This is a genomic window from Pseudomonas sp. PB120, from assembly GCF_009761815.1.
GTDB lineage: Bacteria > Pseudomonadota > Gammaproteobacteria > Pseudomonadales > Pseudomonadaceae > Aquipseudomonas.
In genome coordinates this window covers 1-15,697 of record NZ_RWIN01000077.1, presented here as the reverse complement: position 1 = coordinate 15,697, position 15,697 = coordinate 1, and the positions used below count along the sequence as shown (strand labels likewise).

15 protein-coding genes and 1 tRNA gene are annotated in these 15,697 nt (G+C 60.1%); 14 read left to right on the top strand and 2 right to left on the bottom strand.

Going from position 1 to position 15,697, the window contains the following annotated elements:
* Positions 1 to 15 precede the first annotated feature (15 nt).
* The 7 genes from bamC to EJA72_RS14455 all read left to right on the top strand — a co-directional run bounded on the left by bamC (position 16) and on the right by EJA72_RS14455 (position 4,300).
* The gene (gene bamC, locus EJA72_RS14485; protein ID WP_157712115.1) at positions 16 to 1,128 is read left to right on the top strand and encodes an outer membrane protein assembly factor BamC; all 1,113 of its coding nucleotides are present in this window, start codon (positions 16 to 18) and stop codon (positions 1,126 to 1,128) included.
* A gap of 4 nt (positions 1,129 to 1,132) precedes the next feature.
* Positions 1,133 to 1,891 (top strand): MBL fold metallo-hydrolase, encoded by a 759-nt coding sequence (locus EJA72_RS14480; RefSeq protein ID WP_008153089.1) that lies wholly within the window; start codon positions 1,133 to 1,135, stop codon positions 1,889 to 1,891.
* 28 nt (positions 1,892 to 1,919) lie between these two features.
* A complete protein-coding gene (purC, locus tag EJA72_RS14475; protein WP_008034929.1) occupies positions 1,920 to 2,633 on the top strand; it encodes a phosphoribosylaminoimidazolesuccinocarboxamide synthase in 714 nt (237 codons plus the stop codon).
* An 83-nt stretch (positions 2,634 to 2,716) separates the two neighbouring features.
* A tRNA-Ser gene (locus EJA72_RS14470) sits at positions 2,717 to 2,806 on the top strand.
* 253 nt (positions 2,807 to 3,059) lie between these two features.
* Complete coding sequence (locus EJA72_RS14465) at positions 3,060 to 3,365, top strand: DUF1778 domain-containing protein (RefSeq protein WP_157712114.1); 306 nt, start codon at positions 3,060 to 3,062, stop codon at positions 3,363 to 3,365.
* On the top strand, positions 3,337 to 3,888 hold the full coding sequence (locus EJA72_RS14460; RefSeq protein WP_157712113.1) for a GNAT family N-acetyltransferase: 552 nt from the start codon (positions 3,337 to 3,339) through the stop codon (positions 3,886 to 3,888). The genes EJA72_RS14465 and EJA72_RS14460 overlap by 29 nt, the downstream gene beginning before the upstream one ends.
* An 82-nt stretch (positions 3,889 to 3,970) precedes the next feature.
* A complete protein-coding gene (locus EJA72_RS14455; protein ID WP_157712112.1) occupies positions 3,971 to 4,300 on the top strand; it encodes a hypothetical protein in 330 nt (109 codons plus the stop codon).
* A 24-nt stretch (positions 4,301 to 4,324) separates the two neighbouring features.
* On the opposite strand, the gene EJA72_RS14450 is transcribed toward EJA72_RS14455, so the two are convergent.
* Positions 4,325 to 4,942: a cupin domain-containing protein gene (locus tag EJA72_RS14450; protein WP_157712111.1), complete on the bottom strand. Its 618-nt coding sequence runs from the start codon at positions 4,940 to 4,942 to the stop codon at positions 4,325 to 4,327.
* A 50-nt stretch (positions 4,943 to 4,992) separates the two neighbouring features.
* On the bottom strand, positions 4,993 to 6,954 hold the full coding sequence (locus EJA72_RS14445) for an FAD-dependent oxidoreductase (protein WP_157712110.1): 1,962 nt from the start codon (positions 6,952 to 6,954) through the stop codon (positions 4,993 to 4,995).
* Positions 6,955 to 7,168: 214 nt separating this feature from the next.
* Here EJA72_RS14445 and EJA72_RS14440 point away from each other — a divergent pair, with 214 nt between their 5' ends.
* From EJA72_RS14440 to EJA72_RS14410, 7 genes are all read left to right on the top strand, one after another.
* Entirely contained in the window at positions 7,169 to 8,218 is a 1,050-nt protein-coding gene (locus EJA72_RS14440; RefSeq protein ID WP_157712109.1) for an ABC transporter substrate-binding protein, read from the top strand.
* 75 nt (positions 8,219 to 8,293) lie between these two features.
* A complete protein-coding gene (locus EJA72_RS14435) occupies positions 8,294 to 9,073 on the top strand; it encodes a class II aldolase/adducin family protein (RefSeq protein WP_157712108.1) in 780 nt (259 codons plus the stop codon).
* Positions 9,074 to 9,166: 93 nt separating this feature from the next.
* Positions 9,167 to 9,814 (top strand): TetR family transcriptional regulator C-terminal domain-containing protein, encoded by a 648-nt coding sequence (locus EJA72_RS14430; protein WP_157712107.1) that lies wholly within the window; start codon positions 9,167 to 9,169, stop codon positions 9,812 to 9,814.
* A gap of 92 nt (positions 9,815 to 9,906) precedes the next feature.
* Positions 9,907 to 10,620, top strand: a complete 714-nt coding sequence (locus tag EJA72_RS14425) for a response regulator (protein WP_157712106.1) — start codon at positions 9,907 to 9,909, stop codon at positions 10,618 to 10,620.
* Positions 10,621 to 10,625: 5 nt separating this feature from the next.
* Complete coding sequence (locus EJA72_RS14420; RefSeq protein WP_157712105.1) at positions 10,626 to 11,399, top strand: ABC transporter substrate-binding protein; 774 nt, start codon at positions 10,626 to 10,628, stop codon at positions 11,397 to 11,399.
* On the top strand, positions 11,396 to 13,657 hold the full coding sequence (locus EJA72_RS14415; RefSeq protein ID WP_157712104.1) for an ATP-binding protein: 2,262 nt from the start codon (positions 11,396 to 11,398) through the stop codon (positions 13,655 to 13,657). The genes EJA72_RS14420 and EJA72_RS14415 overlap by 4 nt, the downstream gene beginning before the upstream one ends.
* A 184-nt stretch (positions 13,658 to 13,841) precedes the next feature.
* Positions 13,842 to 15,254: an amino acid permease gene (locus tag EJA72_RS14410; protein ID WP_157712103.1), complete on the top strand. Its 1,413-nt coding sequence runs from the start codon at positions 13,842 to 13,844 to the stop codon at positions 15,252 to 15,254.
* Positions 15,255 to 15,697: the final 443 nt, after the last annotated feature.

The following is a 15,697-nucleotide window of genomic DNA, read 5'->3' as shown; positions in this document are numbered from 1 at the left end:
GAGGAAGCACTACGCATGAAGCGATTGGCCGGACTTTCCGCACTTGCCTTGATTATCTCCAGCACCAGTGGCTGTGGATGGGTCTGGGGCCCGGAAGGTTATTTCCGCGACCGTGGTAGCGATTACCTGGAAGCGCAACAGACTGCACCCATGCAAATGCCGCCGGACGTGACTTCCAAGCGTCTGGACCCGCTGCTGCCGATCCCGCGCAACGTAGCCGATGACACCGCCAAGGGCGAATACATCGTCCCGCGTCCGCAACCTTTGTCGGCCGCGGCTGATGTCAGCGCCTACTCGCTGCAGAAAACCGGTGATTCGCGCTGGATCGTGGCCCAGAACCCGCCGGCTGAAGTCTGGCCAGTGGCTGTGCAGTTCTTCCAGGACAACGGTTTCCGCCTGGATGAACAGCGCCCACAAACCGGCGAATTCACCACCACCTGGCAACATTCCGACGAACTGTCCGCAGCGATGGGCAAGCGCCTGAGCGCGGCCGGTGTCGGCGCCGACAGTGAAACCCGCGTGCGGGTCCGCATCGAGCCGGGCGTACAACGCAACACCAGTGAAGTCTATGTGGTCAGCGCCGAGCGTCCTGCCGGCAGCACCGCCGACGTGGCCTTCACCAACCGTTCGGTCAACACCGGCCTCGACGCGGCACTGGTCGACGACATGCTGGCAAGCATGGGTCGCATTTCGGAGAAGGGCGGTTCGGTCTCCATGCTGGCTTCGCGTGATTCCGATACGCCAAACCGCGTCAGCCTGAGCGAAGACGGCAGCGGCAACCCGGTGTTGAACGTTGGCAAGGATCTGGATCGTGCGTGGTCGAGTGTCGGCCGCGCGCTTGAACAGGGCGATTGGCGCGTTGAAGACATCAACCGCAGCCTGGGCCTGTACTACATCAACCTGTCCGAAAAAGCCGAGAAGAAAGACGAGAAGCCTGGTTTCTTCAGCAGCCTGTTCGGCAGTGCGCCGAGCAAGGAAGAAGTTGAAGCCCGCGCCGAGCGTTATCAGGTTCGCCTGAGCAAGGTGGGCGACAGCGTTCAGGTCACCGTCGAGAAAAACATCAACACCGTTGCGCCGGCCGATGTGGCTCGTAAAGTGTTGAGCAAGATTCAGGACAACCTGGGCTGATCACATGCGTTTTGCCGTTCTCGGCAGCGGTAGCCAAGGGAACGGCACGCTGATAGCCAGCGCTGACACGTATGTACTGGTGGATTGTGGTTTCTCCCTGCGGGAAACCGAAAAACGCCTGCTGCGCCTGGGTGTGAACCCTGCGCAGCTGAGCGCGATACTCGTAACCCACGAACATGCCGACCACGTGCATGGCGTGGGTTTGCTGTCTCGGCGCTACAATCTGCCTGTCTACCTCAGTCGCGGCACCCTGCGCGGGATGCGCAAACCGATTGAACCGGCTGGCCTGTTGGCCGGCGGCGAGCAATTGCAGATCGGCGCACTGAGCATTGGCGTCATTGCCGTGGCCCACGATGCACAGGAACCGACGCAGTACGTCTTCAGTGACGGTGAGCGGCGCTTCGGCCTGCTGACCGACCTGGGTTCGTATTGCAACAAGGTGCTAGACGGCTATCGGGACCTCGATGCGTTGATGATCGAGTCCAATCATTGCCGTGACATGCTGGCTCGCGGTCATTACCCGTACTTCTTGAAGCAGCGGGTAGGCGGTGAACTGGGACATTTGAACAACCACCAGGCGGCATTCCTGGTGTCCGAGTTGGGCTGGCAAGGCCTGCAACATCTGGTCCTGGCCCATCTGAGCAGCAAGAACAACCTGCCGCAGCTGGCCCGGCAATGTTTTGTCGACACCCTCGGGTGCGACCCGGACTGGCTGCAACTGGCCGATCAAGATTCAGGGCTCGACTGGCGACACATCGCCTAGCCCACCTACTTAGCAAGCGGAGCCCATCATGGAAAAACGTGAAGAACTCTACCGCGGCAAAGCCAAATCGGTTTTCAAGACCGACGACGCTGACCGCTTGATCCTGCTGTTTCGCAACGACACCTCGGCGTTCGACGGCAAGCGAATCGAGCAGCTCGACCGCAAAGGCATGGTGAACAACAAGTTCAACGCCTTCATCATGCAGAAACTCGAAGCCGCCGGCGTGCCGACCCAGTTCGACAAACTGCTGGGCGACAACGAATGCCTGGTGAAGAAACTCGACATGATCCCGGTCGAGTGCGTCGTGCGTAACTACGCGGCTGGCAGCCTGGTCAAGCGCCTGGGCGTCGAAGAGGGCATGAAGCTCAACCCTTACACCTTCGAACTGTTCCTGAAGGACGACGCCAAGGGCGACCCGTTCATCAACGAATCCCACGTCGTGGCGTTCGGCTGGGGCACCGCCGAGCAACTGGTTCGCATGAAAGAACTGTCGCTCAAGGTCAATGAAGTCCTGAGCAAACTGTTCGACGACGCCGGCCTGCTGCTGGTCGATTTCAAACTCGAATTCGGTGTGTTCTCCGACGGCTCCATCGTCCTGGGCGACGAGTTCAGCCCGGACGGCTGCCGTCTGTGGGACAAGGCTACCGGCAAGAAAATGGACAAGGACCGCTTCCGTCAGGGCCTCGGTGACGTCATCGAAGCTTATGAAGAAGTCGCCAATCGTCTGGGCGTACCGCTTTAATCGACGCAAGCATCTGATAGCACAGAAATATTTCGCGTAGGGGGTTCGCTTCCGGCGAAAGTGTTGTTATGATGCGCGCCGTTGGAGAGATGCCAGAGTGGCCGAATGGGACGGATTCGAAATCCGTTGTACCTTCACCGGTACCTAGGGTTCGAATCCCTATCTCTCCGCCATTACATAGAAAAAGCCCCGTAACTGAAAAGTTACGGGGCTTTTTCGTTTCTGCGGTTTTAAAAAGTGAAACTTTTCCTGTGCGTACGGATATTGTACGGGCGGTAATTGACACTTCTCAATACGTACGGATAGCATCCGTACATTCCTTGGCCAGCCTGGGCCGTAGTTTTGACTACCCACGCCTCTGAGGCCTGGACAGCAACAAAATGACACTCAGTAAGGGAACACACTCTCCAAAAACGGGTACACCCTATGTTGGAAATTAACGAAATACTCAAAGCACCAAAAAATGCCCGGCTTGAACTCAAAACCACGGACGTCGCTAAAGAGTTCATCCGTAAGGCCGCTTCAATCTCAGGGCTGGATATGACGTCGTTCATTATTTCTTCTGCCTTCGAGAAAGCGGAGGAAGTGATGGAAAAGCATCGACGTATCGAGATGTCGGAACAAGCCTATGCCCGTGCATTGGAGATCCTCAACGAGGATACGGCCCCAACGCCCGGGTTACTGAACCTGATGAGAGGGAAGCATGGGGACAAAAGCGATTCCGGCTTTTGAAATCGACAATAATTTGCTGGCCCGTTTTGAGTCTTACGGCTATCTGAAAGATTTCGATTGCGGGCTTGGCATGATGGATGAGTACTACAAGAGCGGCTTGAAGCGCGCCTTGAAAAGCGAAAACATCAGGGGCATTGGCGCGATCAATTCGGCCGGAGAGGTCGTCGGCTTCGGCACGCTCACGCTGGGTCACATTGAAAAAACGCTTGCGAAAACCGCTATCAAAAAATCGAACCTGCCGTCTCGGCTGCCCGTTGTGAGAATGGTGATGTTTGGCGTGGATCGTCGATATCAGGGGCTTGGAGTCGGTCAGGAAATCCTGCGACATACGTTCATCCAGGCGGTTAAGGTCCACAAAGAGGTGCCTATCAAGGGCCTGTATCTGGACGCGGCGCCGAAGGCCGTTTCATATTATGAGTCGTTGGGATTTCAATCCCTGAGCGAACCAGATATCAAGGGGAGCACCCCGATGCTAATCAGCATCGAACCGATCCTGCGGGCGATCGCTGACCCAGAACCGTAGTGCTACGCAACGCGAAACCCCTGTTCCAAAGTCATTAGCTATCATGCATGCAGAGCAATTCACCGGATGACGGGAGGGGCGCATGAACAGATGGCAACGGCTTTGGTTGTCTGTGAAGCTGCTGGCGGCTGTAGCGGCCTGCCTGGCCGCTTCCGCCCTGGCGTTTCTCTACATGATGGACAGCCCTGATGCTGCGCGAATTCATCCGCTGAGCATCTTGGTGGTCGGGCTCATCTTTGGTTTCATTACCTTCGGCGTGCTGACAGTGTTTGAAAAGGGCGGGCGAGCACTCGTGACGCCTCGTCAACGCGCCGTCCCCGTGCCTCAGGCAAATCTCGAACAAGACGCGGACTTCGAGCCGGAACAGCCATTCACCATGCCAATGGACGACTCGAGCCGGCAGAAACATTAGCCGCATGAACTGTGATCACGGACTTCAGAACGAAGGCGGCGTAATCACCCAAATCACCACCGCATCCACCTCCCCAGGATTCCCATACCGATGCGGTTCCTGGCTCGAAAAGCTGAAACTGTCCCCTTCATTCAGCTGAAAGTGCCGCTCCCCGACCCATAACTCAAAGCTCCCCGACAGCAAATACCCGGCTTCTTCACCTTCATGGCTGTAGCTCTGCTGGCTATAAGTCCCCGGCGGAAATCGCGAATGCAGCATTTCCAGTTGTCGATTCGGTTGCGGTGTCAGCAGGTGATCGACGATGCCGTCCTCGTAATGCACGCTCATCCGGCTGTTTTTACGCACGACGATGCCGTCATCTTCCGGCGCCGTATTCGCTTCGCTGGCAAAGAACCACTGGATGGTCACGCCCAGGCTGCGGGCGATGTTGAACAGGGCGGGGATGGAGGGGTAGGCCAGGTTACGTTCGAGCTGGCTGATATAGCCCGCCGTCAGCTCACTTAGCTGCGCCAACTCGGCCAGGGTCATGCCCCGGCGTTTGCGCAGGCCACGAATGCGGGTGCCGAGAAAATGCGGCGCTGTCGCTGCGGCGTCCTGGGTGGGCGCGCTGGTGGCAGGCTGCAGTTTGCTGCTGTTGCTCATGGCGTGCTCCAAACCGGGGTTTCTGTGAAAACCCCGGAGTATAAACAGGCTTAAAGCTCCCAGGCGACTTTCAAACCTTCGTAAATCGCTTCTTCGGCGGTGCGCGGGGCGAGGCAGTCGCCGATGCGGCGGAACTCCACCAGGCCTTGCAGTTCGGCGCCGAGGGTGTCGACCGGTTGATGGCCCTGGCACAGCACGAGGGTGTCGATGTTTTCGAACAGCATCGGTTCGCCGCTGGCAGTGTGTTGCAGGTAGACCGTGTTGTCGTCGCAACCGTACAGGCGGGCGTAGGGCGTGATCGGAATGCCGAGTTTGTGCAGTTCGCCGGCCAGTTGATCGCGCACGTACAGCGGCAGGCTTTCCCCGCAATGGGTACCGTTGACGGCCAGTTGTACCTGATGCCCGGCACGTACCAGACGTTCGGCGATGCCCGGGCCGATCCAGTCGCAGCGCCAGTCGACGACCACCACCGAACGACCGATTTTCACTTCGTCGCGCAGCACCTGCCAGGCGTCCACCACCTGCAATTCGCCACCGCGCTCGAACGCTGGCCAGTAAGGTTCGGCACCCGTGGCGACGATCACCATGTCTGGCCGTTCACGTTCCACCAGCGCCCGGTCGACGCGGGTGTTGCGCACGACGCGCACACCGGCCAGTTCCATTTCCCGTTGCAGGTTGGTGCTGGCGCCCCCGAACTCGGCGCGTTTTGGTAACAGTTGCGCGAGCAATACCTGGCCACCGAGTTGCGAGCTGGCTTCGTAGAGGGTCACGTCATGTCCGCGCTGGGCAGCAACGGCGGCGGCTTTCATGCCGGCCGGGCCGCCGCCGGCGATCATGATGCGCTTGCGGCGGTGGGCCGGCTGGCGCTGGCCGAAGATCAATTCGCGGCCGGTTTCCGGGTGCTGGATGCAGGAAATCGGCAGACCTTTGTGGAAGTGGCCGATGCAGGCCTGATTGCAGGCGATGCAGGCGCGCACATCTTCGACGTGGCCGGTGTCGGTTTTGTTGGGCATTTGCGGGTCGCAAATCAGCGCACGGGTCATGCCGCACACGTCCGCCTGGCCGCGCGCCAGAATCAGTTCGGCTTCCTGCGGTTGGTTGATGCGCCCGGTGACGAATAGCGGAATCGACAGCCCGGCCTTGAACGTTCCCGCTTCCTTGGCCAGATAGGCCGCCTCGATCGCCATCGGCGGCACGATGTGCACGGCGCCGCCCAAGGACGCCGAGGTGCCGGCGACGATGTGCACGTAATCCAGAAGCGGTTGCACCGATTGCACCGCCGCCAGGGATTCATCTTCGGTCAAGCCTTCCGGGTCGCGCTCATCGGCGGAAATGCGCAGGCCAATGATGAAGTGTTCATCAGTGTTGTCGCGCACGGCGACGATCACTTCGCGCAGGAAACGCAGGCGCTGTTCCAGTTCGCCGTTGTAGCCATCGGTTCGACGGTTGACGCGCGGATTGATGAATTGCGCCGGCAGGTAACCATGGCTGGCGACCACCTCGACGCCGTCGATCCCTGCCTGATACAGGCGCCGGGCAGCGGCACCGTAACCGGCGACAATCTCGTCGATCATGGCTTGATCCAGCGCGCGCGGCATCACCCGGAAACGCTCGTTGGGTACCGCCGACGGGGAGTAGGCGACCGCCAGCAGGCCATCGCTGGACTCCATGATTTCCCGACCCGGGTGGAAAATCTGCGACAGCACCACCGTGCCGTGAGCGTGGCAGCTTTGGGCAATTTTCCGGTAACCCTCGATGCAGGCGTCGTCGGTGGCCATCAGCACATGCGAGGTGTATCGCGCACTGTCATGCACCCCGGCCACTTGCAGCACGATCAGCCCGACACCGCCTTCGGCGCGCGCGGTGTGATAGGCGATCAGTTGTTCGTTGATCAGGTTGTCGGTGGGCATCGAAGTGTCGTGACCGCTGGACATGATGCGGTTTTTCAGCCGTTTGCCACGCAGCTGCAAGGGTTCGAACAGGTGCGCAAAAGCGGTGGAAGTGGTCGGCATGGTGCGGGTACTCCAGCAGGCTGAAGCCGAAAGGCCGGGTTTTCGGCGTTGTTATTATTTTCCTATAGAAGTTTACCGCTAGTAAAAAATCAACTTGTTTTTTTACTGTGGCTCGCAGTAGATTCGTTCGGCACCCGCTCCTGGGGCAAACCTCACAACAATAAAAAGGGTCACGCGGCGTTTCGTCGAGTGGCACCCGCAAGAGGAACCACTGATGAAATCGAACACGCTCAAGCACGGTTTTTATCCCTTGTTACTGACCCTGGCCATGGGCCTCGGCAGCGCGCAGGCAGCACCGGACATGGTGGTGGTAGGTTACGGCGGCGCCGGCCAGAAAGCCCAGGATGTGGCATTTTTCCAGCCGTTCAGCGTCGCGGATCACAGCAAGTTGATCCAGAGCGAATACAACGGCGAGATGGCCCGGATCAAGGTGATGGTCGACACCGGCAATGCTGATTGGGACGTGGTGCAGATCGAAGGCCCGGACCTGATGCGCGGTTGCGACGAAGGCATGTACGAAAAACTGGACTGGAAAACCCTGGGCCGCGCCGAGCAGTTGATTCCTGATGCCGCGCAGACCTGCGGTTCCGCCGCATTGGTGTGGAGCGTGGCGATTGCCTACGACACCCAAAAGCTGGCGCAGGCCCCGACCTCATGGGCCGACTTCTGGGACGTGCAGAAAATCCCTGGCAAACGCGGCCTGCGCAAGCGCGCGGTGTACAACCTGGAATTCGCCTTGCTCGCAGATGGGGTGAAGGTCGAGGACGTGTATTCGGTGCTGAATACGCCACAAGGGGTCGACCGCGCGTTCGCCAAACTGACGCAGCTCAAACCGTACATCCAGTGGTGGGAGGCCGGCGCACAACCCGCGCAATGGCTGACGGCCGGCGATGTGGTGATGACGTCGACGTACAGCGGACGTGTGGCCGCCGCCGCGCAAAGTGGCAGCCACCTCGGGTTGGTCTGGCCGGGCAGTCTGTATGGCATGGATTACTGGGCGATCATCAAGGGCTCGAAACATGTCGATCAGGCCAAGCGCTTTATCGCGTTCGCCAATCAGCCGGATGCGCAGGTCAAGTACGTCGAGCAGATCCCGTACGGCCCGACCAACACCGAAGCCGCCGCGAAACTCGATAGCAAACTCGCGCAATGGGTGCCCACGGCGCCGCAGAATCTGAAGGGTGCGTTGTCGATGGACGTTGCCTTCTGGGTCGACCACGGCGAAGAGCTCGAAGAGCGTTTCAACGCCTGGGCCAGCAAATAATCGCCTGTGGCTGGACGATTCGCCCCGTCCAGCCTTACTGTTCCGCGCAGTCGAAAAGCCTGGAGACAAACAACAATGAACGAAATTGCTACCCACCTGCGCAGCGTCACGGAGCAACGTTTGCGTGAAGAACTGGCCGCCTGTTACCGCTTGATCGCGCACTTTCGCATGACCGATCTGATCTTCACTCACATCTCGGTGCGCATTCCGGGGCCTGAACATCATTTCCTGATCAATCCCTACGGGTTGATGTTCGATGAAATCACCGCGTCCAATCTGGTGAAAATCGACCTGGAGGGGCGGGCCGTGGAGTCGTCGCCGTACCCGGTGAATCCGGCGGGGTTTGTGATCCACAGCGCGATCCACGCTGCGCGCGAGGATGCGCAATGCGTGCTGCACACCCACACCAAATCCGGTTGCGCGGTCGCGGCGTTGAAGTGCGGGTTGTTGCCGGTGAACCAGATTTCCATGGAGTTCTACGGCCAGGTGGCCTACCACGACTACGAAGGCGTGGCGCTGGATTTGAGTGAGCAGCAACGGTTGGTGCAAGACATTGGCGCTAAGCCGGTGCTGATGCTGCGTAACCACGGTTTGCTGACCGTGGGCGAGACCGTCAGCCAGGCTTTCTTGCGCATGTATTACCTGGAGAAAGCCTGCGAAATCCAGTTGGCTGCGCAAGCTGCCGGTGAGCTGGTTTTGCCGCCGGCCGATGTGTGCGAGTACACCGAACGACAGTTCAACGACCCTGGTCGGCCTCTGGAGGAAGGCGAGTTGAGCGACCCGGACGGTATGCAATTGGCTTGGGCTGCGTTGTTGCGATTGCTGGATCGGGTGGCGCCGGGTTATCGCGACTGACTAGAGACTTGTGGCGCTCTTGCTGTACAGTCGTTCAGCTCGCGGTTTTTTCCAGCCGCGTTTCCAACGATTGATCCACGGAGAGAGTCGCGCATGAGTCAGGAAGCCCGTTTTTCCCGCATGGAGCCGGAGTTGCGCAAGGCCAACCTGATCGAAGCCACGCTGGTGTGCCTCAAGCGTCACGGCTTCCAGGGCGCGTCGATCCGCAAGATTTCCGCCGAGGCCGGGGTGTCGGTCGGGTTGATCAGCCATCACTACTCCGGCAAGGATGAACTGGTGGCTGAGGCTTACCGGGCCATTACCGGACGGGTCATGAGCTTGTTGCGCGAGGCCATGGAGCACGCGGCGCCCAATGCTCGGGAACGCCTGTCGGCGTTTTTTCGCGGGTCGTTTTCCGCTGAATTGCTCGACCCGCAATTGATCGACGCCTGGCTGGCGTTCTGGGGCGCGGTGCGGACGGCGGAGTCGATCAACCTCGCGCACGAGCATTCCTATGGCGAATATCGCGGCATCTTGCGCAAAGTGCTGAGCGAGTTGGCGCTGGAAGAAGGCTGGGAAAATTTCGATGCCGACCTGGCCGCCATCAGCCTCAGTGCCTTGCTCGACGGCTTGTGGCTGGAATCGGGCCTCAACCCCGGCACCTTCACGCCGGAACAAGGCATTCAGATTTGCGAAGCCTGGGTTGACGGATTGCAGGCGGGCGGACGCCAACGGTTTTGCGTCCAGACGACGGGCAGTTGATCGGTCGTTCAGCGGTCGATACGCTCTGGCGCCAATGCGGTAAATCACTCTAATAAGAAACACGCCTTCGGGCATTTGCGGGACACCTAGCGATGACTCCTCGGGTATTGATCGTCGATGACGATCCGCTGATTCGCGAACTGCTGCACGCCTACCTGTCCCAGGAAGGTTATGAAGTGCATTGCGCCGCCACCGCGGAACTGGCCGACACCTTTCTGGCCAGCCAGACAGTGGACCTGGTGATGCTCGACATCCGGTTGCCGGGCAAGGACGGCCTGACCCTGACCCGTGAGTTGCGGGTCCGTTCGGAGGTCGGGATCATTCTGATCACCGGGCGCAACGATGAAATCGACCGCATCGTCGGCCTCGAATGTGGCGCCGATGACTACGTGATCAAACCCCTTAACCCACGCGAGCTGGTGTCCCGGGCGAAAAACCTGATACGCCGGGTTCGTCATGCCCAGGCACCTGCGGTGAAGGCGGTGCCGCGTCCGGTCAAACAATTCGCCGACTGGGCGCTGGACACTGATCGCCGGCGACTGATCGACCACACCGGCAGCGAAACCCTGCTGACCCACGGTGAGTACCAGTTGCTCAGCGTGTTCCTGCGCAACAGCGGCCACACCTTGAGCCGCGATCAATTGATGGACCAGATCCGCAACCGCGAATGGGTGCCCAACGACCGCTCCATCGACGTGCTGGTCGGACGCTTGCGGCGCAAGTTGCACGACGATCCGGCCGAGCCGCAGTTGATCATCACCATTCACGGTGCCGGTTATCTGTTTACCGCCAGCGTCGCGGCCTGAAGTCGATGGGGCGGTTGTTCGGGCTGTTGCTGGCGTTGATCGCGGGCAGCGCAGAGGCGGCGGATAAAATTCGCTATTGCGACTATCCGGTTTACCCGCCGATCTCCTGGAGCGACGGCAAGCAGGTGCGTGGGCTGGCCCCTGGCGTGGTGAAAAATCTCTTTGGGCGGTTGGGCTACGACGTCGAGATCGTCGTGCTCGGCAACTGGAAACGTTGCCTGCTCGACGCCGCCGAAGGCCGGGTCGATGTGGTCCTGGCCTACAGCACCGCACAACGCGAACAGAGCATGCTGTTTTCGACGGTGCCGGTGTTGCGCGAAGAGGTCGCGCTGTTCGTTAACCGTCAGCGCCCTGTGAAGTTTGAGCGTCTGGAGGACCTGGCCAGTTACCGTGGCGGGTTGTTGTTCGGGGAGAGTTACGGCGTGGACTTTGACCGCTTCGTCGCTCAACACCAAAACATCGAATGGGTGTCTGACAGCCGCCAGAACTTCGGCAAACTGATTCGCGGGCGCATCGATTTCATCACTTCGGAGCGGCGCACCGGGCAGCTGTACGTCGAAAACCTGCCGGGCGCGCAAGACGTCGTCGCGTTGCCCAATGCCTTGAGCGTGGATTATCTGCGCATTGCCGTATCGCGCCACTCGCCCCTGGCCAGTCGCATGCCGGAGATTGATGCGCAGCTCAAACGCATGGTCGATGCCGGGGAAGTCGAACGCTTGCTCAACGAAAGCGAAGTCACCTACCGCGACATGATCAACCTGCCGGCGGATTCGCGATGATCCGCGCGCGGCCCGGCGGCTTGTTGCGGCGTCTGCTGCTGTTCATCCTGTTGTTCAGCCTGTGTTTCACCGTGCTGGCGAGCACCGTGCAGTTGTACTTCGAATACCGCCGGGAGATGCGCGATATCGACTCGCGCATGGAGTTGATTCGCGCAGGTTATCTGGCCAGCCTGGAGCGCAGTCTCTGGGACTTGAACCAGGAGCAATTGAACGTGCAATTGCGTGGCCTGGTGGATTTCTCCGACGTGGCGCGCGTGCACCTGATCAGTCCCGACTTCGACCTGTTGCAGGGCAATACCGAGCCGGTCGGGCCGTTGCGCGTCGAGCGTTTCGAGCTGGACTATCAACCGCCCTCCGGGCCGGTGCGGCATCTGGGGCAGCTGGAAGTCAGCACCGATCTGGGCGCGGTGCATCAGCGGCTGTACGCCACCGGGCTGACCAGCCTGCTGTGGATGAGCGTGTTTTTGTGCGGGTTGGCGGTGGCGCTGTCCGGGTTGTTTTACCGGTTGGTCACGCGACACCTGCAAGTTATGGCCGAATTTGCCCGGCGTATCGCCGCCGGGGATTGGCATGAACCGTTGCTTCTGGACAAAAACCGCAGCGCCAACGAAGACGAAATCGACACCGTCGCGCATGCCCTGGACGATATGCGCCGAGCGATCCTCACCGACATCGACCGCCGCGAAACCGATCGACTGGCCCTGCAGGATAATCGCGACGAACTGCTGCGAATGGTCGAGCGCCGCACGGCCAGCCTGATGCGCGCCAAGGATGAAGCTGAAGCAGCCAACCTCGCCAAGTCGCGATTCCTGGCGACCATGAGCCACGAGTTGCGCACGCCGCTCAACGGTATTCTCGGCATGGCCGAATTGCTGCGCAGCGCGAGCCTGGACGAGCGCGACGGTAAACGCCTGGATGCGTTGTACAAGGCCGGCGAAGGGTTGCTGTCGATTCTCAACGAAGTGCTGTATTTCGCCCGGCTGGAAGAGGGCGTGAGTCATCCCGAACCGGTCGACTTTTCGCTGCGGCAACTGCTCGACGAAGTGCTGACGTTGCTGGAACCGCGTGCGCTGAGCAACGACACGACATTGCATTGCCGGATCGATCCGCAGCTCGCCGACAGGCATCACGGTGCCGAGCAATTCCTGCGTCAGGTGTTGAGCAACTTGCTCGCCAACGCGATCAAGTTCACCGAGGGCGGGGAGGTCAAGGTCGACGTCGTGCTCTTGGCTCAAGCGCCTGAAGTGGTCGGGCAGCGGCTGCACGTCAGCGTGACGGACAACGGCATCGGCATTGCGCCGGCGATGCAGGAAAAGATTTTCGAACGCTTTACCCAGGCCAGCGAAGAGGTGGCGCAACGCTTCGGCGGAACCGGGCTCGGGCTGGCGATCAGCAAGCATCTGGTCGAGCAGTTGGGTGGGCGGATGGGGGTTGAAAGCGAAGTCGGGCGGGGCAGTTGTTTCTGGTTCGAACTGACGCTGGAACCGTCCGCCGGCAGGCCCGATGTTGCGCTAATCAGCGGCCCGGTCCAGGCGTTGAACATTCTGGTGGTCGAGGACGTGGCGCTGAACCGTGAAGTGGCGAGCGGTTTGCTGCAACGCGACGGGCATCAGGTCTGGTTCGCCGAGGACGGTGAGCAGGCGTTGGCGCAATGTGCCAGGAAGGCGTTCGATCTGATTTTGCTGGATGTGCATCTGCCGGGGATCAGCGGCGTCGAGTTGTGCACACTGATCCGCCGCAGCGACGGGCCGAACCGCCGCAGCCGAATTTTTGCGCTGACTGCCAGTGTGCAACCGGCGCTGGTGCGCGGTTATCTGGACGCAGGCATGGACGGCATTCTCGCCAAACCCCTGAAGCTCGACACGTTGCGCCAAGCGCTGGCCGGGCATTCTCCAATTCACGTGCAACCGCGAGATGACAAGGCCATCGACTGGCCGTTGCTGGACACCCATCGCACCTTGCTCGGTGAGCAGAAACTTCAGGGATTGCTGGCGGTGTTGAGTAGTTCGATCCGTCAGCATCGCGACGCGATCACGGAAGCGATCGAGGCCGACGATTGCACCGAGGTCGCTCATCTGGCGCACCGCCTGGCGGGCAGCAGCGATTCATTGGGCTTTCGCTCCTTGGCCAATGCGCTACGGGCGATGGAAGAGGCGGCGATGGTCAACGATGAGTCCGGGGTACTGGCGTTGTCAGCGCAAGTTGACGAGCAATTGCAGCACGCGCAACAGACGCTGGCCGATCTGCTGCGCTCCTGACGCACAAGTTCGTTACGACTTTTTACAACTTCGATCTTTACGGTCAACGGGACCTTACAAGGTCTTCCAATAATCGACGCAACCGCCGCAAGCGCGGTCTTCGAAGCTTATTGGAGATAATAATAATGAACTGCCGTAAAGCTGATCTTTCCCCGCGCCCCTTGCTGATTATCAAGGTGCGGACATGAGCGAATCTACCGAACGCAAAGGCATCCAACTGACCCGCGCCCTGAAAAGCCGGCACATTTTCATGTTGTCGCTGGGCGGCGTGATCGGCACCGGGCTGTTCATGGGCTCCGGCGTGACGATCAACCAGGGCGGGCCGGTGGGGGCGATTCTCGCCTACCTGGTCGCCGGTTTCCTGATGTACCTGGTGATGGTTTGCCTGGGCGAACTGTCCGTGCAGATGCCAGTCTCCGGCTCGTTCCAGACCCACGCCACAAAATTCATCGGGCCGGCCACCGGGTTCATGATCGGCTGGGTGTACTGGATGAGCTGGGCCACCACCGTGGGCCTGGAATTCACAGCGGCGGGGATGTTGATGGTGCGCTGGTTCCCGACCATCCCGATCTGGTACTGGTCGGCGCTGTTCGTGGTGGTGCTGTTTGGCCTGAACGCGCTGGCGACCCGCGCCTTCGGTGAAGCGGAATACTGGTTCTCCGGGATCAAGGTTGCGGCGATTCTTGGCTTCATCGTGGTTGGCGTTCTGGTGATCTTCGGTGCGATCCCGCTGACCAGTGGCGCACCGGCACCGATGATGAGCAACCTGATCGGTGACTCGCTGTTCCCCAACGGCCTGTCGGCGGTGTTCGCGGTGATGATGACCGTGGTCTATGCCTTCCAGGGTTGTGAAATCATGGGCGTGGCGGCGGGCGAAACGGATCAGCCGGAAAAAAGCATTCCGCGAGCGGTGCGCAACGTGGTGTTCCGCGTGCTGATTTTCTATGTGCTGGCGATTGTCGTGTTGTCGGCGATCGTGCCGTGGCAACAGGCCGGTTTGATGGAAAGTCCGTTTGTGCAGGTGTTCGACATGGTCGGCATTCCTTATGCCGCCGACTTGATGAACTTCGTGATCCTCACGGCGATCCTGTCGGTGGGCAACTCCGGGCTGTACGCCTCGACGCGCATTCTGTGGGCGATGTCGAAAACCGGCATGGCACCGAAAAGCCTGGCGCCGTTGAGCAAGCGCGGTGTGCCGTTGCGGGCGTTGAGCATCACTTTGTGTTTTGCGTTGGTGTCGTTGATGACCAGTTTCGTGGCGGCGGACACGTTGTTCATGGTGCTGATGGCGGTGAGCGGCATGTCGGGCACGGTGACCTGGATCGTGATTGCGCTGGCGCAGTACAAGTTTCGCAAGGCCTACCTGCGCGATGGCGGCCAGCTCAGCGATCTGAAATACCGCGCGCCGTGGTTTCCGCTGTTGCCGCTGACGTGCATTGCGCTGTGCTGTTCGTTGTTTGTGTTCCTGGCGCTGGATGAGACGCAGCGGCCCTCGCTGTATTGGGGGTTTGGGTTTATTGCGTTGTGTTATGGGGCGTACTTTTTGATTCATCGCAAGCGTGGGGTGGTTTTGGCTCCGGGGTTGTCTGGGGTTTGATGGTTGGGTGGGGTTGGGTTGGGTTGGGTTGGGGGCATATCCGTTTCTGCGGTCATGGCGGCTATTGGTTTCGCCCTTACGGCGAGTCACTTGGAAGAGCGCCAAGTAACCAAGCGCTCTTGCCCCACCACTCGGTGCCTCGCCTAGGCTCGGCATGCCCTCGCTCCGGTCCTGCTCCGTGGGCCCGCCGCCATCGGCCATCCATGGCCGGGGCGGCTAACCCGGCATCCATGCCGGGTTGCCCACTGCGCAGAACCTCCACTCGGCCTCTCGAGGCGGCAAGAAAGTCAAAAGCCAAATCAAAAGCAAGGCGGCCTGACAGCCGACCTGATTTTGGAGGATGTGCCCGGTTCAAAATGTGGGAGCCAGCCTGCTGGCGATGGTTGCACAGACACCGCGATCCTCCAGACAGTGCGCGTTATCGTTGACGCCATCGCCAGCAG

Excerpts from the sequence above, each read along its gene's own strand:
- EJA72_RS14410 (WP_157712103.1), top strand. The coding sequence starts at position 13,842 with ATGAGCGAATCTACCGAACGCAAAGGCATCCAACTGACCCGCGCCCTG.
- EJA72_RS14450 (WP_157712111.1), bottom strand. The coding sequence starts at position 4,942 with ATGAGCAACAGCAGCAAACTGCAGCCTGCCACCAGCGCGCCCACCCAG.
- EJA72_RS14425 (WP_157712106.1), top strand. The coding sequence starts at position 9,907 with ATGACTCCTCGGGTATTGATCGTCGATGACGATCCGCTGATTCGCGAA.
- EJA72_RS14460 (WP_157712113.1), top strand. The coding sequence starts at position 3,337 with ATGGGGACAAAAGCGATTCCGGCTTTTGAAATCGACAATAATTTGCTG.
- EJA72_RS14415 (WP_157712104.1), top strand. The coding sequence starts at position 11,396 with ATGATCCGCGCGCGGCCCGGCGGCTTGTTGCGGCGTCTGCTGCTGTTC.
- EJA72_RS14455 (WP_157712112.1), top strand. The coding sequence starts at position 3,971 with ATGAACAGATGGCAACGGCTTTGGTTGTCTGTGAAGCTGCTGGCGGCT.
- EJA72_RS14480 (WP_008153089.1), top strand. The coding sequence starts at position 1,133 with ATGCGTTTTGCCGTTCTCGGCAGCGGTAGCCAAGGGAACGGCACGCTG.
- EJA72_RS14420 (WP_157712105.1), top strand. The coding sequence starts at position 10,626 with ATGGGGCGGTTGTTCGGGCTGTTGCTGGCGTTGATCGCGGGCAGCGCA.
- purC (WP_008034929.1), top strand. The coding sequence starts at position 1,920 with ATGGAAAAACGTGAAGAACTCTACCGCGGCAAAGCCAAATCGGTTTTC.
- EJA72_RS14430 (WP_157712107.1), top strand. The coding sequence starts at position 9,167 with ATGAGTCAGGAAGCCCGTTTTTCCCGCATGGAGCCGGAGTTGCGCAAG.
- EJA72_RS14435 (WP_157712108.1), top strand. The coding sequence starts at position 8,294 with ATGAACGAAATTGCTACCCACCTGCGCAGCGTCACGGAGCAACGTTTG.
- EJA72_RS14440 (WP_157712109.1), top strand. The coding sequence starts at position 7,169 with ATGAAATCGAACACGCTCAAGCACGGTTTTTATCCCTTGTTACTGACC.
- EJA72_RS14465 (WP_157712114.1), top strand. The coding sequence starts at position 3,060 with ATGTTGGAAATTAACGAAATACTCAAAGCACCAAAAAATGCCCGGCTT.
- bamC (WP_157712115.1), top strand. The coding sequence starts at position 16 with ATGAAGCGATTGGCCGGACTTTCCGCACTTGCCTTGATTATCTCCAGC.
- EJA72_RS14445 (WP_157712110.1), bottom strand. The coding sequence starts at position 6,954 with ATGCCGACCACTTCCACCGCTTTTGCGCACCTGTTCGAACCCTTGCAG.